This window comes from Exiguobacterium sp. MMG028 (assembly GCF_027947425.1).
Taxonomy (GTDB): domain Bacteria; phylum Bacillota; class Bacilli; order Exiguobacteriales; family Exiguobacteriaceae; genus Exiguobacterium; species Exiguobacterium aestuarii_A.
Map to the genome: position 1 here is coordinate 334245 of NZ_JAQJIN010000001.1, position 16166 is coordinate 350410.

The 16166-nt window shown below is 46.1% G+C and carries 16 protein-coding genes; all 16 read left to right on the top strand.

What is annotated here, in order from left to right; genetic code table 11:
- Positions 1-63 precede the first annotated feature (63 nt).
- On the top strand, positions 64-2127 hold the full coding sequence (locus tag PJK55_RS01775) for a peptidoglycan D,D-transpeptidase FtsI family protein (protein ID WP_271304603.1): 2064 nt from the start codon (positions 64-66) through the stop codon (positions 2125-2127).
- Positions 2128-2280: 153 nt separating this feature from the next.
- Complete coding sequence (locus tag PJK55_RS01780) at positions 2281-3222, top strand: PstS family phosphate ABC transporter substrate-binding protein (protein ID WP_271304604.1); 942 nt, start codon at positions 2281-2283, stop codon at positions 3220-3222.
- 83 nt (positions 3223-3305) lie between these two features.
- The gene (pstC, locus tag PJK55_RS01785; RefSeq protein ID WP_271304605.1) at positions 3306-4250 is read left to right on the top strand and encodes a phosphate ABC transporter permease subunit PstC; all 945 of its coding nucleotides are present in this window, start codon (positions 3306-3308) and stop codon (positions 4248-4250) included.
- Position 4251: 1 nt separating this feature from the next.
- Positions 4252-5163 (top strand): phosphate ABC transporter permease PstA, encoded by a 912-nt coding sequence (pstA, locus tag PJK55_RS01790; protein WP_271304606.1) that lies wholly within the window; start codon positions 4252-4254, stop codon positions 5161-5163.
- 110 nt (positions 5164-5273) lie between these two features.
- Complete coding sequence (gene pstB, locus PJK55_RS01795) at positions 5274-6035, top strand: phosphate ABC transporter ATP-binding protein PstB (protein ID WP_271305256.1); 762 nt, start codon at positions 5274-5276, stop codon at positions 6033-6035.
- 16 nt (positions 6036-6051) lie between these two features.
- The gene (phoU, locus tag PJK55_RS01800) at positions 6052-6714 is read left to right on the top strand and encodes a phosphate signaling complex protein PhoU (protein WP_271304607.1); all 663 of its coding nucleotides are present in this window, start codon (positions 6052-6054) and stop codon (positions 6712-6714) included.
- Positions 6715-6829: 115 nt separating this feature from the next.
- Positions 6830-7582 (top strand): DUF4912 domain-containing protein, encoded by a 753-nt coding sequence (locus PJK55_RS01805; protein WP_271304608.1) that lies wholly within the window; start codon positions 6830-6832, stop codon positions 7580-7582.
- A gap of 15 nt (positions 7583-7597) precedes the next feature.
- Positions 7598-9799: a 1,4-alpha-glucan branching protein domain-containing protein gene (locus PJK55_RS01810; RefSeq protein ID WP_271304609.1), complete on the top strand. Its 2202-nt coding sequence runs from the start codon at positions 7598-7600 to the stop codon at positions 9797-9799.
- An 84-nt stretch (positions 9800-9883) separates the two neighbouring features.
- Complete coding sequence (gene rpmG, locus PJK55_RS01815; protein WP_255313299.1) at positions 9884-10048, top strand: 50S ribosomal protein L33; 165 nt, start codon at positions 9884-9886, stop codon at positions 10046-10048.
- A gap of 54 nt (positions 10049-10102) precedes the next feature.
- A complete protein-coding gene (locus PJK55_RS01820; protein WP_271304610.1) occupies positions 10103-10657 on the top strand; it encodes a 5-formyltetrahydrofolate cyclo-ligase in 555 nt (184 codons plus the stop codon).
- Positions 10636-11406, top strand: coding sequence for a DUF92 domain-containing protein (locus PJK55_RS01825; protein WP_271304611.1), 771 nt, complete (start codon positions 10636-10638; stop codon positions 11404-11406). Before PJK55_RS01820 ends, PJK55_RS01825 begins: the two co-directional genes overlap by 22 nt.
- 169 nt (positions 11407-11575) lie before the next feature.
- Positions 11576-12532, top strand: a complete 957-nt coding sequence (locus tag PJK55_RS01830) for an L-lactate dehydrogenase (RefSeq protein WP_074033328.1) — start codon at positions 11576-11578, stop codon at positions 12530-12532.
- 122 nt (positions 12533-12654) lie between these two features.
- Complete coding sequence (locus PJK55_RS01835; protein ID WP_271304612.1) at positions 12655-13704, top strand: rhomboid family intramembrane serine protease; 1050 nt, start codon at positions 12655-12657, stop codon at positions 13702-13704.
- A gap of 12 nt (positions 13705-13716) precedes the next feature.
- Positions 13717-14739 carry a M42 family metallopeptidase gene (locus PJK55_RS01840; protein ID WP_271304613.1) on the top strand — a complete coding sequence of 341 codons (1023 nt, stop codon included), beginning with the start codon at positions 13717-13719 and terminating at the stop codon, positions 14737-14739.
- Positions 14736-14930, top strand: coding sequence for a YqgQ family protein (locus tag PJK55_RS01845; RefSeq protein WP_012726602.1), 195 nt, complete (start codon positions 14736-14738; stop codon positions 14928-14930). Before PJK55_RS01840 ends, PJK55_RS01845 begins: the two co-directional genes overlap by 4 nt.
- A 93-nt stretch (positions 14931-15023) precedes the next feature.
- Positions 15024-15986: an ROK family glucokinase gene (locus PJK55_RS01850; RefSeq protein WP_271304614.1), complete on the top strand. Its 963-nt coding sequence runs from the start codon at positions 15024-15026 to the stop codon at positions 15984-15986.
- Positions 15987-16166: the final 180 nt, after the last annotated feature.

The following is a 16166-nucleotide window of genomic DNA, read 5'->3' on the forward strand; positions in this document are numbered from 1 at the left end:
AATAGTAGATGACCGTGTACGCTATACTATAGAAGGAATCGATTGTGGAAGGAGATAACGGACTTGGCAAAAAATCGTGTGAAAGTGCCGAAGAAACGGCGAAACCACTTACCGTTACGTTTGAATTTGTTATTTTTCATCGTCTTCGTTCTATTTGCGACCTTGATCTTTCGATTAGGAGTCGTTCAAATCGTGAATGGGGAATTGATTGCACGTGAAGTACAAAAAACCGAGTCGAGTAAGATTAAATACGAAGTACCGCGAGGGAAGATTTATGACCGTAACGGTCAAGTGCTTGCGGATACGATATCGAACTACTCGGTCATGTACCGCCGTTCGCAAGTGACAAAAACGGATGAGCGCTTAGATGTCGCAAAAAAATTAGCGGAGATTGTCGATATTCCAAAAGAAGACCGTAAAATGACGGAACGTGACCGCAAAGATTACTGGATTGCAACAAATCCAGAACTCGCACAAGAACGTACACAAGCATTGTTGGAAGAGTTACCGGAAGATGAGCGCGCTGCATTGTCCAACCAAGACGTGGACCGGCTCTTACTCGACTCCATCACAGAAGAAGAAATCACGTTCGATGATGCGACAGAAGAAATCATCGCGATCAAACATAATATGGAGAGCGGCTATGCGCTCGACCCACAAGTTATTAAAATCGGCGCAAGCCCAAAAGAGATGGCAGTCATTGAAGAAAACTTAGAAATGTTGCCAGGTGTGAGCGTCGAGCCATACTATCAACGGGACTATCCGTTCGATGAGACGTTCAAGAGTTTCTTAGGAAGCTATCGTCAAATCCCGGCCGAACAAAGAGCTTCTTATCAGGCAAAAGGGTATGGATTGAACGACCGAGTCGGGACGTCCTATCTGGAGCAACAATATGAAGACGTCCTTCGCGGGACGCCTGCATACGATGTGTTCACAACGTATAAAGGTGAACCGGTCGGGGAACCGACTCGCGTGAGCGGGAACCCGGGTAAAGATATCGTTTTGTCGACTGATATCGAATTCCAAAAAGAAGTCGATGAGATTTTGAAGAAGGCGATTCGGGCCGGTCGATCGGGAAGTCCTCATTTCGATCGAGCGTTCGCTGTCGTCATGAATCCGCAGACGGGTGAACTACTCGCTTTGTCGGGTCAGGAGCTTGATTTAGAGACGAATGAGTTTAAAGACGTTTCGACCGGTACTGTGCTCCGTGCAAGCCAAATCGGGTCAACGATCAAAGGAGCGACGGTCGCTTATGGATTTGAAGAAGGCGTCGTCGAGCCAGGAGAATATATTTATGACGCGCCGATTAAAATCGGATCATCGACCAAAGCCTCTTACCGAAACATGGGAAACATTAACGATTTAGATGCACTCGCGATGTCGTCAAACATTTATATGTTCCAAATCGCGTTACGTTTGGCTGACTATTATTCGACCGGTCAAATTGTCGGGGAAAACGTCACACAAGCGTTTGAAACGATGGAGCACTACTATAAACAATTTGGCCTCGGAATCGAGACGGGAATTGATTTACCGTTCGAGTCGACTGGATTCCGTAGCGTTCCCGACCGTGTCACGCTCCTCATGGATATGTCGATTGGACAGTATATCTCATACACTCCAATCCAATTGGCTCAATATACTTCTACGTTAGCGAATGGCGGTTATCGCATTCAGCCGCATTTATTAAAAGAAATTATTGAGCCAGGGTCGCTCGATGAAAACAAGAAGCAAGTCGTCAGCACGTTCCAACCGAACGCGTTGAATAAAGTGGATATTCAAGACGAATATATCGAGCGGGTTCGAGAAGGCTATCGCCAAGGGGTTGAATCTTCGTCTGGTTCATCTCGAATTTTGCAACAGACAGGAATGACTGCGGCCGGTAAGACCGGAACGGCACAGGCTATTGCTGAAGGTGCAGACGGTCAGGCGAAACGGAACGCGAAAGGGGAACCAATCAAGACGCTTAACTCGAACCACGTCGGTTGGGCGCCATTCGACGATCCTGAAATCGCATGGGCAATCATCATGCCTGGACTTGAGGCGGAAGGAATCAATACACGTGTCGCGCACGATATTATGAAAGCCTACTTTAACTTAGAAGATGTGAATGCAATGCTTCAATGAAAGGAGTCACTTCGGTGGCTTCTTTTTTTGTCTTTACAATTCTTTTACGTTCCGTTTATTTCTCGTTAATAGAAGTTCATTAGGATATTAATTGTAGGACAGAACAACAGATCCACAACAAAAATCAAAGCAAACTCAAGGAGGACGTCACAAATGTCTTGGATGAAAAAATCAGCTTTACTCGCTTCAATCACTTCGGTCGCACTCGTAGGTGCAGCATGTGGGAACAATGAAGAAGGAAGTGGCGCTGCTGATGGCGGCGATGCGCTCTCAGGAAAAGTTGTCATGGACGGATCATCAACTGTATTCCCAATCATGGAAGCAGTTGCAGAAGAATATTCAGCTGAGCAATCAGAAGTTGAAGTGACGGTCGGTGTCTCTGGTACGGGTGGTGGCTTCAAACGCTTCGTGACGGGAGAAACGGATTTCTCGAACGCATCACGTGAAATTAAAGAAGAAGAAGCAGCTGAAGCTGAAAAGAACGGTGTGGAATTCACACAACTCTCAGTCGCACTTGATGGTCTTTCACTCGTTGTGAACCCAGCAAACGATTGGGCACAAGATATCACGATTGAAGAATTGAATAAAATGTGGACAGATACAAGCGTGAAAACGTGGAAAGACGTTCGCTCGGACTGGCCAGATGAAGAGATCTCATTCTTCGCGCCTGGTAAAGACTCAGGTACATTCGACTTCTTCAACGAAGCTGTTCTCGACGATACAGACATTCGTGAAGACGCTCAATTGTCAGAAGATGATAACGTCCTCGTAACAGGTGTTGCTGGAACGGAAGGCGCAATCGGATTCTTCGGTTTCGCATACTACATCGAGAACCAAGACACGCTCCGTGCCATGGCAGTCGAAGGTGTAGAGCCAACTCCAGAAACAATCAATGACCTTTCTTACCCGCTTTCACGTGAAATCTTCACGTACGTCAACAACGCTTCGTTGAAAGATAAAGAGCAAGTTGCAGACTTCGCACGTTTCATGAACGAAAATGCTGCTGCGCTTTCTGAAGAAGTTGGATATGTCGGTATGGAACAAGCACGTTACGACGAAAACATGAAGATGATCGACGAAATCGCTGGAGAATAAGATGATACGTGGCAGAAGGTGAGAGGAACTCTCACCTTCTCGCCATGCTTTCTAGTATGAAGAGGTAGGGAGCGATATACGAGATGAATGAACCAAACAAAGAGCTCTCGATTCGAGAGATGATTGAACAAAATAAACAAAAGAAATATAGTACGACGAACGTGTTTGATAGAATCATGCCGTTCTTATTATTCTTGAGCGCATTCGTATCGGTCGTCACGACAGTCGGAATTGCGTTCACACTTGGCTTTGAGCTATTTAAGTTCTTTGAACGAGTGCCGGTCGCTGAATTTTTAGGAACGACAGAATGGTACCCGCTTAGTGCAGATCAGCGCTTCGGGGTATGGGCACTTGTCATGGGAACGCTCCAAATTACTGTGATTGCGATGATTGTTGCCGTACCGCTTGGCTTAGCGTCTGCCATTTATTTGAGTGAGTATGCCTCAGAGCGGGCACGTCGTGTGCTAAAGCCGATCTTAGAGGTGTTGGCAGGTGTACCGACCATCGTATTTGGTTTCTTCGCGTTGTCATTCATCACACCGATTTTGCAAGCGTTGATTCCGGGACTTCAAATTTACAATGCACTTAGTCCAGGAATTGTCGTCGGAATCATGATTATTCCGATGATTGCTTCCATCTCTGAAGATGCGATGAGTGCGGTGCCGAAGAAAATTCGGGATGGTGCGCTCGGTCTCGGTGCGACACGCCTTGAAGTGGCAACAAAAGTTGTCATGCCTGCAGCGACGTCTGGAATCATTGCCTCGATCGTTCTCGGAATGAGCCGTGCGATCGGTGAGACGATGATTGTTACCATCGCGGGTGGTTCGCAGCCGAACTTTGAATTCAATCCACTCAACGCGATTCAAACGATGACAGCGTATATCGTTCAGATCGCAAAAGGTGACGCAGGTTACGGCACAATCGAATATTACAGTATCTATGCGGTCGGTGCGTTATTGTTCGTCTTCACTCTCTTGATGAACTTGCTCGCAAACTGGGTGACGCGCCGCTTCAGAGAGGAGTACTAATATGGCTTTACCGAACAGTGAGTTCAAGAATACGAAGAACCTGATGGATCGTGAAACGGTGTCTGAAAGAATCAAGCGCCGTTTACAACTAAATGAAATTTTTAAGTATGTCTTTTTGGCAGGACTTGTGTTTGCACTTCTTGTCTTGTCGACTTTGATTTATGACATCGTCTCAAAAGGGGCAGGTTGGGTCGACCTCGATTTCTTACGGAACTTCCCGTCACGTCGTCCTGAGGATGCCGGGCTATATCCTGCATTAATCGGATCGGTATGGTTGATGTTATTAATCGTACCAATGGTGTTCGTTATCGGTGTTGGTGCAGCGATTTACCTAGAAGAATATGCGCCAAAAAATCGAATGACTTCATTTATTGAAGTTAATATTTCGAACTTGGCCGGAGTCCCTTCAATCGTTTTCGGATTGCTTGGATTAACGATATTCGTCCGAGTGATGGAATTAGGCAACTCGGTTATCGCGGGTGCCTTGACACTTGGTCTTATGAGTTTACCGATTGTGATCGTAGCGTCACAAGAAGCATTGCGGGCAGTCAAAATGGAATTACGACACGCCTCTTTAGCGCTAGGAGCTTCAAAGTGGCAGACCACGTTCAATGTCGTCTTACCGTCAGCGTTGCCGGGGATCATCACTGGTATTATCCTCGCCGTCTCTCGTGCAATCGGTGAGACAGCACCACTCATCATGGTCGGTGCGGCAACGTTTATTTCAACGACACCAAATAATATTTTCTCTGACTTCACGGCGCTACCAATCCAGATATATAACTGGACGAGCCGACCGCAAGCAGAGTTCCAAAACTTGGCCGCGGCAGGAATCATCGTACTCATGACAATGCTCATTACGATGAACTCTGTAGCGATTTATATCCGAAACAAATATACGAACCGACATTGAGTCGTTTTTGCAGATGAATGAGGAGGAAGCTCGAGATGATGAAACAACAAGAGCTCAATAAAGGAGATCAAAACGTGAACACAACTACGACAGAACCGACAACTACTGAGATGAAAAAAGATAGCGCTTATGTCGTTAACAATTTGAACTTATGGTATGGTGAAGATCAAGCTTTGATTGACGTCAACCTCGACATTAAAAAGAATGAAGTCACGGCAATCATTGGACCATCTGGGTGCGGGAAATCAACATTCATTAAAACGTTGAATCGTATGGTAGAACTCGTTCCATCCGTTCGGACGAATGGTGAAATCTTGTATCATGGTCGGAATATCTTCGGTCGTGGATATAAAGTAGAAGATTTACGTACGTCGGTCGGAATGGTATTCCAGCAACCGAACCCGTTCCCGAAATCGGTATACGATAACGTAGCGTACGGTCCTCGTACGCATGGCATCAAAAATAAAAAAGTACTCGATGAGATCGTTGAGCGTTCACTTCGTGGCGCTGCTATTTGGGATGAAGTGAAAGATCGTCTGAACGAAAACGCATATGGGCTTTCTGGTGGACAGCAGCAACGTCTCTGTATCGCTCGTACGCTAGCAATCGAACCTGACGTCATCTTGATGGATGAGCCGACATCTGCCCTTGACCCGATTTCTACATTGAAAGTGGAAGAACTCGTTCAAGAATTGAAAGAGCAATACTCAATCATTATCGTAACGCATAACATGCAACAAGCTGCCCGTGTTTCGGATAAAACGGCCTTTTTCTTAAATGGAGAAGTTGTCGAGTTCGATGTAACTGATAAGATTTTCTCGAATCCATCTGACAAACGGACGGAAGACTATATTTCTGGCCGTTTCGGTTAAGGAGGAGACTAGATTGATGGCACAAAATCGCACATTTTTTGATACGAAATTAACTGAATTAGAAGATAAAGTGGTCCATTTGGCAAACTTGACGATGCGACAAACGGCGACGGCAATCGAAGTGTTAGAAAAACATGATCTAGAGTTAGCGCAAACAGTAATCGACAACGACAATGAACTAGATGATTTAGAATTAGCAATCAACGACGAAGCGATTTTATTGATTGCTAAGCAACAGCCTGTTGCGACTGACTTACGTCGTCTGATTGTAACGATGAAATCGGCGACAGACTTAGAACGTATTGCGGATTACGCGACGAACATCGCCAAAGCTGTGACGCGAATTGAACATGTTCCTTATTTACATGACATTCAACCACTCAAACAGATGGCTGAACAGCTGATTGATATGCTCGAGTTGGCGACGCGCGCGTATCGTAAAGGAGAAGTGAGTCGTGTCCGTGAACTCAATGAAATGGACCGTGTGATTGACGAAATCAATCTAACGGTGATTAAACAATACATCGGTTCCCTTCCGGCAATGACGGTCGGAACGAACGATGTATACGAGTTCTCAAACATCGCTAGATATCTCGAACGGATGGGCGATCACGTGACAAACTTCGGAGAACATTTAATTTTTCTTGAAAAAGGGAAACATTATGATTTGAATCAATAAGATTAGTGGTAAAGAACAACAGTGCTGTTGTTCTTTATTTTTTTGGGCAGGAATTCATAAAGAATGAGCGAATACTAGTCTACATGGATTTTTACATGAAGGGAGCCATACAGAGATGGAAGAGAAAATCGTATCCTTGAAGCAACAAGGACTTACGTTGAAACAGATTGCGGCAGAACTAGACGTCCCGATTGGCAAAGTCCAATACGCATGGCGAAAATGGAGAAATCAGCAACAAGAGGTGGAGGAAGTTGTCCCTGTGAAACAAAAGAGCAATAAGAAAGCTAAAGCTAAAGCGCCAGGATCCACTTCGCGTAAACAAGTCGCCACAGCGAAAGAAACGAGTGATGTGAACGTATCGCCACTTCTTGCGAAAGGACCAGAAGGATACTGGCAGTTGCCAGACCGATACAACGTCGACTTTTTACATGCGGTCGTGCAATCACCGAACTCGGTTTATGTGTGCTGGGAAGTGTCTGATTTGGTCAAAGAGACGTTAGAACTTCAGTTTATGAGACGATGGGAAGAATTACCGAAAGCATTCCGTATTTTAGACGTGACCTTATTGGATTATGCGAGCGGTCATGCAAATCGTTCATATACGTTTGACCTACCTGAAATGACGAATAGTTGGTTCGTTCGTCCTCTCGATCCGAACACGACATATGTGTTCGAATTCGGGATTCGCACGATGGAGGGAGAATTTTTACCAATCGTGGCATCGGCACCGCTTGATACACCGCGTGCAGAACCAGCTGGCATCGGACGTTTCGCGGAACCGGTGAGACGTTGGCAGTACGGAGAAGTGGATTCTCCTGAGTTATTAGATACATTACCAAAATATGCGGCATACCGTCACGTACGTTAAGGAGGACTTTTTTACATGAAACCAGGATACTTTTCACTCGTCCTTCATGCTCATTTACCGTACGTTAGGCATGAAGAGAAGCACCGTTTAGAAGAAAGATGGGTATATGAAGCCATCTCAGAAACGTATATTCCAATCCTTTGGCAAGTTGACCGCTTGAAGCGGCCATTGCATTGGACAGTCAGTATTTCGCCACCAGTTGTGGAAATGCTCGCAGACCCGCTCATCCAAGACCGCTACGTCGAGCATATAGATGAGATGCTTGAATTGATTGCGTTAGAACTCTCAGAGGGAAGAACGGATGAGGAGACGTCGACGTTACATTTCTATGAACAGCGTTATCACGACTTGAAAAATACGTTCCTTCATTGGAATAAAAATTTGAATGAAGCGTTCCGTACATATCGTGAAGCGGGATATATCGACATGGTGACATGTACAGCGACTCACGGCTTCAACCCGCATCTCTTCACGGAGGAGGCGGCACGTGCTGAAATTCGTACAGGTCTCAACTGTTTCGAACGTCACTACGGGTTCCGGCCGACGGGGATTTGGTTACCAGAGTGTGCGTATACACCAGGCGTAGACCGAATTCTTTATGAAGAAGGGATTCGATATACGTTTGTCGATGAACATGCATTGCTCGATGCGGACCCGACTCCTGAAAAAGGCATTGGTGCTCCGGTCTATTCTCCACACGGTGTCGCATTGTTCCCACGGGACCAAATCATCTCGGGTAAAATCTGGAGTTCGATGATCGGATATCCAGGTCACCCTGACTATCGTGAATTTTATCGAGATTTGGCCTACGATCGAGATTGGGACTATATCCAATCGTTCATGCATCCGGAAGGCATTCGATTCGACACAGGATTAAAAATGCACCGCATCACAGGTGACACCGATCAAAAAGACTTCTATGTACGTGAGTGGGCTGAGCATCAAATCGAGAACCATGCGACAGACTTCGCTCAAACGTTAGAAGGGCATCTGGAGGCCCATGGCGGACAAACGTTCCCACCGTTCTTGGTCACAGCACCGTTCGACGCGGAATTGTTTGGTCACTGGTGGTTTGAGGGTCCTGAATTTCTTGGGAAAGTCGCAGAGCGGCTCGAAGAATTTGGTATCGAAACGATTACGCCAGCAATTTTCCTTGAGCGCCACTTTCAAGATTTACAAACCGTCCATGTTTCCATGAACACATGGGGACGAAAAGGCTACGGTGAAGTTTGGATCAATGAACGAAATGAATGGATGCTCCGTCACCTGCATATGATGGAGATGCAACTCGTCAAAGACGTAGCAGATTATCGTGATCAATCGGATTTGACGAATCGTGCGTTAAAGCAATTGATTCGCCATTATGTGTTGGCTGTATCGAGTGACTGGGCGTTTATCTTAGATGGACAAACGACAGCACAGTATGCGGCTGAACGCTTCAGGGAGCATACACGACTCTTCGCCGAACTTGAAACGGCGCTTTATCAAGGCACTGTTTCGAACAAGTTGCTCGATGATCATTATGCGGCGTATCCATTCCTTCAAGACGAAGATCTTGATGTCGATTCATTCCTCTCCCCGCACGACTATTACGTGACGACTGAACGAGAAGCAGAAGAGTCGGCAATTCTTATGCTGACACCCGAATATCACGGTCATATCGTCGGTGGACTTGGTCATCGTGTCGTCGAGGAAGTGGAGGCGAGAGCAAATGAGGGAGAAACCGTCTATGTGCTGACGCCGTATCACGATGAGTTACCGGAATACGAACGACACGGAAACGTTCATGTGTATCGAGTTCGTCCGACTAGCCCATTTTTAGAGCACGTCATGAATCAGGTTGCCACGCAAAATATTGCGTATGTCAAACTCGTTCATGAACTTTCGAAACGGGTATCATTCAAAGTGATTCATCACTTTGATTGGATGACGATTCCTGCTGCAAGAGAACTTGCGCAATCACTTGCGCTTCCGTTATACTCAACTATGTTGTCCTTTGAAGCGACACGGAACCCGCACGGACACGGTGGTTTATTCGATGCGATCCATCGTATTGAAAACAGTGTGTTCTCGTCAGCGGAGTACGTTTATGTCGGCGAAGAGCTCTCGATGAACGACCTGAAACAATGGTATAAAGTAAGCGAGAATGTCAACACATGCCTACCTCTTGAATCTTCTCCTTACGGACAGGAATCAATGAAAAAGAACGTGAAATAACCTTGCTTTTTCATAAGAAACTTGGTAGGATAATTGAGTATGCTTAGACTGTAAAGCAAAAGCACTTGATACAACATCATTAAGATGGGAGTGAAAGAAATGCGCGTTAAAATTACATTAGCTTGCACAGAAACAGGCGATCGCACGTACATCACGAAGAAAAACAAACGTAACAACCCAGAGCGCCTTGAGTTGCGCAAATACAACCCACGTCTCCGTCGTCACACGCTTTACCGCGAAGTGAAGTAATGAGGGACCGGCCGTCACATATGTGGCGGCTTTTTTTGTAAGGAGGAATGCGTTGTGGAAGACAAAGCAGCGTTAAGACGAACGGTCCATCAGTATATTAAACAAATGAACAATCGCCAACAAGTTGACCGAGTCATCCATCAGCGGTTGTTCTCAACAGAGATATGGAAAGAAAGCCAGACGATTGCCGTGACATCGTCACTTCCGCTTGAAATCGATACATCGCCAATCATTCATGAAGCGTTTGAAGCAGGAAAAACGGTGTGCGTCCCGAAAGTAACGGAGCAGGGGTTAACGTTTCATATTATTCATTCAGTAGATGACCTTGAGAAGGGCGTCATGAATATTTTGGAGCCGACGACCCCGCCGACGACGAAAAGCATCGACCTCTGTCTTGTGCCGGGAAGGGTGTTTGACCGTTCAGGATATCGAATTGGTTGGGGTGGAGGATACTATGACCGATTTTTACGTACATATGAAGGGGAGACGGTTTCATTAGCGTACTCCATTCAATTGGTCGATCAAGTGCCGACTGAACCACATGATCTACCTGTTCAGTGGATTGTGACAGAAAAGGAGATGATTCAATGTTCGCCATATTTGTTGTAACTTGTATCGTCGCCTTTCTCGGGTATCGGTTACGCTCCTTGACGATCTCGGGAGCCTTCTTGACAGTGGTGACGGGAGTATTGATCGGGTTATCGTTTGGTTGGTTCGGCCTCTATTTACTCGGCGTATTCTTCTCGACATCTTCACTTGCATCGAAATATCGATCTCGTGATAAACAAAATGTAGATGACATTGTCGAAAAAACGGGAGCGCGCGACGCCATTCAAGTGTTAGCAAACGGTGGGGTAGGGATTCTCTGTGCCCTCGGTTACTTACTGACAGATGACCTCGTTTATCTTTATATGTACATCGTGTCCATTGCGGCAGCGACGAGTGACACGTGGGGATCTGAATTCGGTGTCCTCGCAAAACGTAAACCGCGCTTCATGTTCACGTTTAGAGAAGTTGAGCCGGGAACGAGCGGTGCCGTTTCAACATTTGGGACGGTCATGTCGATTGTAGGCGCATTCGTGATCGTTTGCTCTTCTCTCCTGTTTGTCGAATTGGATATGGCATTACTGTTGGCGCTTTGGGGAATCGGACTGAGTGGGAGTGTCATCGACACATTGCTCGGGGCGACGGTTCAACGGAAGTTTCGTTGTACGGTTTGTGGAAAGCTGACGGAAAAGAAAGTTCATCATCAAGTTTCTACAACATATGTGTCAGGGTGGCGTGTGCTAGGGAATGATGCAGTCAATTTCTTATCCGTTCTTGGAGCGGCGTCTATTTGTTTTTTGGTGTTCGGATGAGGGTAGTACAGAAAATGAAGATGTTTCAAATGAATGTGAATGTTGTCACAATATCGCCAAAGTGAAAACGGTTTCCACTGTAGTTAGGGTTTGTGAATGATGTTACAATCTTGTTGTAACAGAGATAACAAAAACATGAAACAGATTGATCGAAGGGTGGAGAATCAATATGGAAACATTAAATCATGCTAAAGTAACGCGCGTCGCACTTGTAGGGGCAGGGGCAGTTGGAGCGAGCTTTGCGTACCAGTTAACGACAGCAAGCCTTTGTGAAGAACTCGTCATCATTGACATCAACAAGGCAAAAGCAGAAGGGGAAGCGATGGACTTGAACCACGGCGTCTCGTTCGCGTCTTCACCGATGCGTGTATGGGCAGGGGATTACGCAGACTGTGGTGTAGCAGACATCGTCGTCATTACTGCAGGTGCACCGCAACGTCCAGGTGAGACTCGTCTTGACCTTGTCGAAAAAAATGCGAAAATCATGAAATCGATGATTTCAGATATTATGGATTCTGGTTTTGATGGCATTATCATTATCGCCTCAAACCCGGTCGACATTATGACGCATTTGGCTTGGAAGTATTCAGGACTACCTAAACATCGCGTCTTCGGCTCAGGAACTGTACTCGATACGTCGCGTTTACGTTACATGCTTGGCGACTATTTCAATGTCGACCCACGTAACTGTCATGCCTATATCATGGGTGAGCACGGTGACACTGAATTTGCTGCTTGGAGTAATGCTCGTATCTATGGAAAGTCTGTTGAGCAGTTACTTGAAGAGCATGATGAATATAACTGGCAAGACCTTGAAGACATATATGTGAACGTACGTGATGCGGCTTATCACATCATCGAACGTAAAGGTGCGACATACTATGCCATTGGACTCGGATTACTCCGTTTGGTCAAAGCGGTCCTTCGTAATGAGAACACGTTGCTGACAGTCGGTGCTCATCTTGATGGGGAATACGGTTTACACGATATTCATATCGGGGTACCGGCGATCATCAACCGTCAGGGCGTGCGTGAGGTCGTTGAGATTGAGTTGTCAGAAGAAGAACATCAAAAAATGCAACATTCTGCGAACGTCCTTATGAAAACGATGGAACCTGTCTTGTAATCGCGATATATGAGTGACCCGTAGCCGTAAAGGTTGCGGGTTTTTTGTACGTTTGAGGCAAGCCACGACTTTGTCGTGAGGTACAACGTGATTTACAATAGAATGAGAGAGGAGGGATTTTGTTGGCGACTTGCTTCTGGGAAGACATTTATCAAGCGATCGAGAACGGTGGACGAATCGAAGGGATATTAGAACCATCCCGTGCAGTCATCTTGTTTGATACAAAAGCAGGTGATCGCTATGACTTATACGTTCAAACTGAAAAAGCATGGGCGAATCATGTCGGTACTGACATTAACGCAATCTTGAGCGCCTTTCGTCTGTCTCGTATTGGACGAAAGCGTTTGACGATTCACATATATGGTGACCGTCTCGTTGATGAAGAGCGGGTCGACTCCATGACGTTCCCGATTCCAGCGAGAGTGACATTATCTCGCTCGATTTGTACACCTACGATGGAGGACGACCGTTTTCGACTGCTCGCGGTCGCAATGGATCGAAAGAAGAAAGCGGAGTTAAAGAAACGATTCTCCTTTGGTAAACCGCAAGTAGTTTACGGTTTGATGTTCATCACGTTTTTAGTCATGTGGTTAGCTGAATCGGTCGGTTCGACATTCGACCCGAACACGTTGATCGCATTCGGTGCGAAAGTGAACCCGCTCATCGAAGAAGGGGAATGGTGGCGGTTCATTACGCCGATGTTTCTGCATATCGGATGGTTCCATTTTGTCATCAATATGTTTGCGCTCTGGTCACTTGGTCCGCTCGTTGAACGAATGTACGGCTCCCTCCGCTTTTTCATCATCTACGTGGTCGGTGGGATTTTAGCGACGACAGCATCGTACGCGTTCAGTGAATCCATTTCAGCGGGGGCATCAGGAGCCTTATTTGGTCTGGTCGGTGCCTTACTCTATTTTGGACTGCGGGATCGTTCGCTCTTTATGAAGACACTCGGACCTCCGCTCTTTATTATGTTAGGATTAAATGTAGGACTCGCGTTCGTATTGGGTGCGAACTTGGATCATTTTGCACACGCGGGTGGTTTACTAGGTGGATTCGTCGTCTCTGGTGTCGTCGGATTGCCTGATGAGGAAAATCGAACACAACGCATCTTATTTTCTGTGCTCACGGCCACGTTATTTGGTCTACTGTACGGGTATGGATCTTGGTAAGGGGAGAATATGATGATAGAAACACTGAAAACATTAGTTGAAATCCCGAGTCCGTCTGGTATGACGGAGGAGGCGATTGGATTTGCAGAAAATGAACTCCAAACACTCGGTGTCAAGACGTCTCGTTTACATAAAGGAGCGTTGCTTGCGACGTTCCCAGGACGTTCGGACGAGGCGCGTCTTTTGACGGCGCACGTCGATACCCTTGGGGCGATGGTCAAGGACATCTTGCCGAGCGGACGCTTACGACTCACGCAAGTGGGTGGATACGCTTGGACGGCGATCGAAGGAGAAAACTGTCTCATTCATCGCGAGGAGGGGGAGGCGATCGAAGGAACCATCCTCATCCATCAGTCGAGCGTTCATGTGTATAAAGACACGAACTCTGCAGAACGCTCTGCTTCAAACATTGAAGTTCGATTGGATGAGAAAGTCCATTCTCGTGAAGATGTCACGGCACTTGGAATTGAAATCGGTGACTTTGTGTCATTTGATCCACGATTCAAGGTGACGTCTTCCGGATACATCAAATCTCGTCATTTGGACGACAAGGCTTCTGTGGCCATCTTGTTAGACCTAGCTAAAGATTTGGTTAATGATGAGTTGCCACATACGGTCCACTTCTTAATCTCGAATTATGAAGAAGTCGGATTCGGGGGAAATGCCGGCATTCCTGAAAATGTTGTGGAATACATTGCCGTCGATATGGGGGCGCTCGGAGACGGGCAACATTCAGATGAATATACGGTTTCGATTTGTGCCAAAGATTCATCTGGACCATATGATATTAGCTTGCGCCGTAAGTTTACTTCATTATGTAAGGCACATGACATCGCTTATAAAGTGGATATCTATCCTTATTATGGCTCGGATGCGTCGGCTGCGATCCGTGCAGGCTACGATGTGAAGCACGCTTTGATTGGTCCAGGAATTGAGTCAAGTCATAGTTATGAACGGACACATGTGACGTCTATGGAAGCGACAAGAGAATTGTTAAATCGTTATGTCTTGTCAACGATGGAGGAAGAAGCATGAAAAACTTTTATGATGTCCAACAGTTTTTAAAGTCGTTCGGGACCATTATTTACATCGGGGAGCGGGATGCTGAAATCTCACTGATGATGATGGAACTCGACGAGTTGTATGAAGGGGGCATCATCGAGCAGCGTGTATACGATACGGCGAAAATCATTTTGACCCACGAATTGAAAAATTCAACAGATTGACAGAAATCCCCTTAGTGCAAAGGGTTGCACTAAGGGGATAATAGTGTACACTATTGAATGAAAGCGATTTAGTTGAGATGAGGAGTGAACGGTATGAAATGGTTATTAGGGATCGACATCGGTGGTACAACGGTGAAGATGGCTGTTTTAGACATGAATGGCATCATTTCTGATAAGTGGGAAGTTAAAACGGATATTCGAGAAAACGGTGTACATATACCAAAAGACATCGCAGCCTCATTTGAAACGTATTTAGAGACGTCAGGCAAGAAGAAAGAAGACTTCGCAGGTGCAGGTATCGGAGCCCCTGGATTCATCAATTTCTCTGAAGGTGTTGTCGAGTATTCACCGAACATCGGATGGAAAGACTTCGCTCTTGTGAGTGAGTTCGAAAAAGCGGTCGGACTCCCCGCGGTCCTCGAAAACGATGCGAATGCCGCTGCCCTCGGGGAAATGTGGAAGGGTGCAGGTGAAGGTGCATCCGAATTACTTGCCATTACGCTCGGTACAGGCGTCGGTGGTGGCGTCATCACGAACGGAAACATCGTTCATGGTACGGCTGGTATGGCAGGAGAAATCGGTCATATCACCGTCGAACGAGATGAGGCGAAAGCTGTAAAATGTGGCTGTGGCCGATTAGGGTGTATCGAAACGATTGCCTCTGCGACAGGTATTTCACGTTTAGCGTTGCAAAAACGGAAAAATCAAGATACTTCGTTGAACGAATTGAAAGAAGTGACGGCACGTGACGTATTCGAAGCTTATAAAGCTGGGGATACAATCGCGACAGAAGTGGTCAATGAGATGACGGAATATCTCGGATTGACGATCTCGAATATCGCCAACACACTCAACCCGAAAATGATTGTCATCGGTGGCGGTGTCTCAAAAGCAGGTTCAGCATTGCTTGAACCGCTCGATTCTCAGTTCAAGCGTTTCGCACTCGAACGTGTCTATGAGTCAACGACGTTTAAAATCGCTGAACTTGAGAATGATGCCGGAGTCATTGGTTGTGGCTGGTTAGCACGCAAACACTTCCTTCCGACACGCGTATAAAACTGACACGTCTGCACATCGCAGGCGTGTTTTCTTGTGGGAAAGGGTATGGGATATTGTAAAATTTGTAACGTCACAGTTGATTTTTTATTAAAAAAGGGGTAAGATTTGGACTTGATACTGGACGTGTACTATTCAAATCGAATTGTACAATGTATGAACAAATATAAAAATAAATGG

Coding starts and splice junctions, on each gene's coding strand:
- PJK55_RS01780 (WP_271304604.1), top strand. CDS start 2,281: ATGTCTTGGATGAAAAAATCAGCTTTACTCGCTTCAATCACTTCGGTC.
- pstC (WP_271304605.1), top strand. CDS start 3,306: ATGAATGAACCAAACAAAGAGCTCTCGATTCGAGAGATGATTGAACAA.
- pstA (WP_271304606.1), top strand. CDS start 4,252: ATGGCTTTACCGAACAGTGAGTTCAAGAATACGAAGAACCTGATGGAT.
- pstB (WP_271305256.1), top strand. CDS start 5,274: ATGAAAAAAGATAGCGCTTATGTCGTTAACAATTTGAACTTATGGTAT.
- phoU (WP_271304607.1), top strand. CDS start 6,052: ATGGCACAAAATCGCACATTTTTTGATACGAAATTAACTGAATTAGAA.
- PJK55_RS01805 (WP_271304608.1), top strand. CDS start 6,830: ATGGAAGAGAAAATCGTATCCTTGAAGCAACAAGGACTTACGTTGAAA.
- PJK55_RS01810 (WP_271304609.1), top strand. CDS start 7,598: ATGAAACCAGGATACTTTTCACTCGTCCTTCATGCTCATTTACCGTAC.
- rpmG (WP_255313299.1), top strand. CDS start 9,884: ATGGGAGTGAAAGAAATGCGCGTTAAAATTACATTAGCTTGCACAGAA.
- PJK55_RS01825 (WP_271304611.1), top strand. CDS start 10,636: ATGTTCGCCATATTTGTTGTAACTTGTATCGTCGCCTTTCTCGGGTAT.
- PJK55_RS01830 (WP_074033328.1), top strand. CDS start 11,576: ATGGAAACATTAAATCATGCTAAAGTAACGCGCGTCGCACTTGTAGGG.
- PJK55_RS01840 (WP_271304613.1), top strand. CDS start 13,717: ATGATAGAAACACTGAAAACATTAGTTGAAATCCCGAGTCCGTCTGGT.
- PJK55_RS01845 (WP_012726602.1), top strand. CDS start 14,736: ATGAAAAACTTTTATGATGTCCAACAGTTTTTAAAGTCGTTCGGGACC.
- PJK55_RS01850 (WP_271304614.1), top strand. CDS start 15,024: ATGAAATGGTTATTAGGGATCGACATCGGTGGTACAACGGTGAAGATG.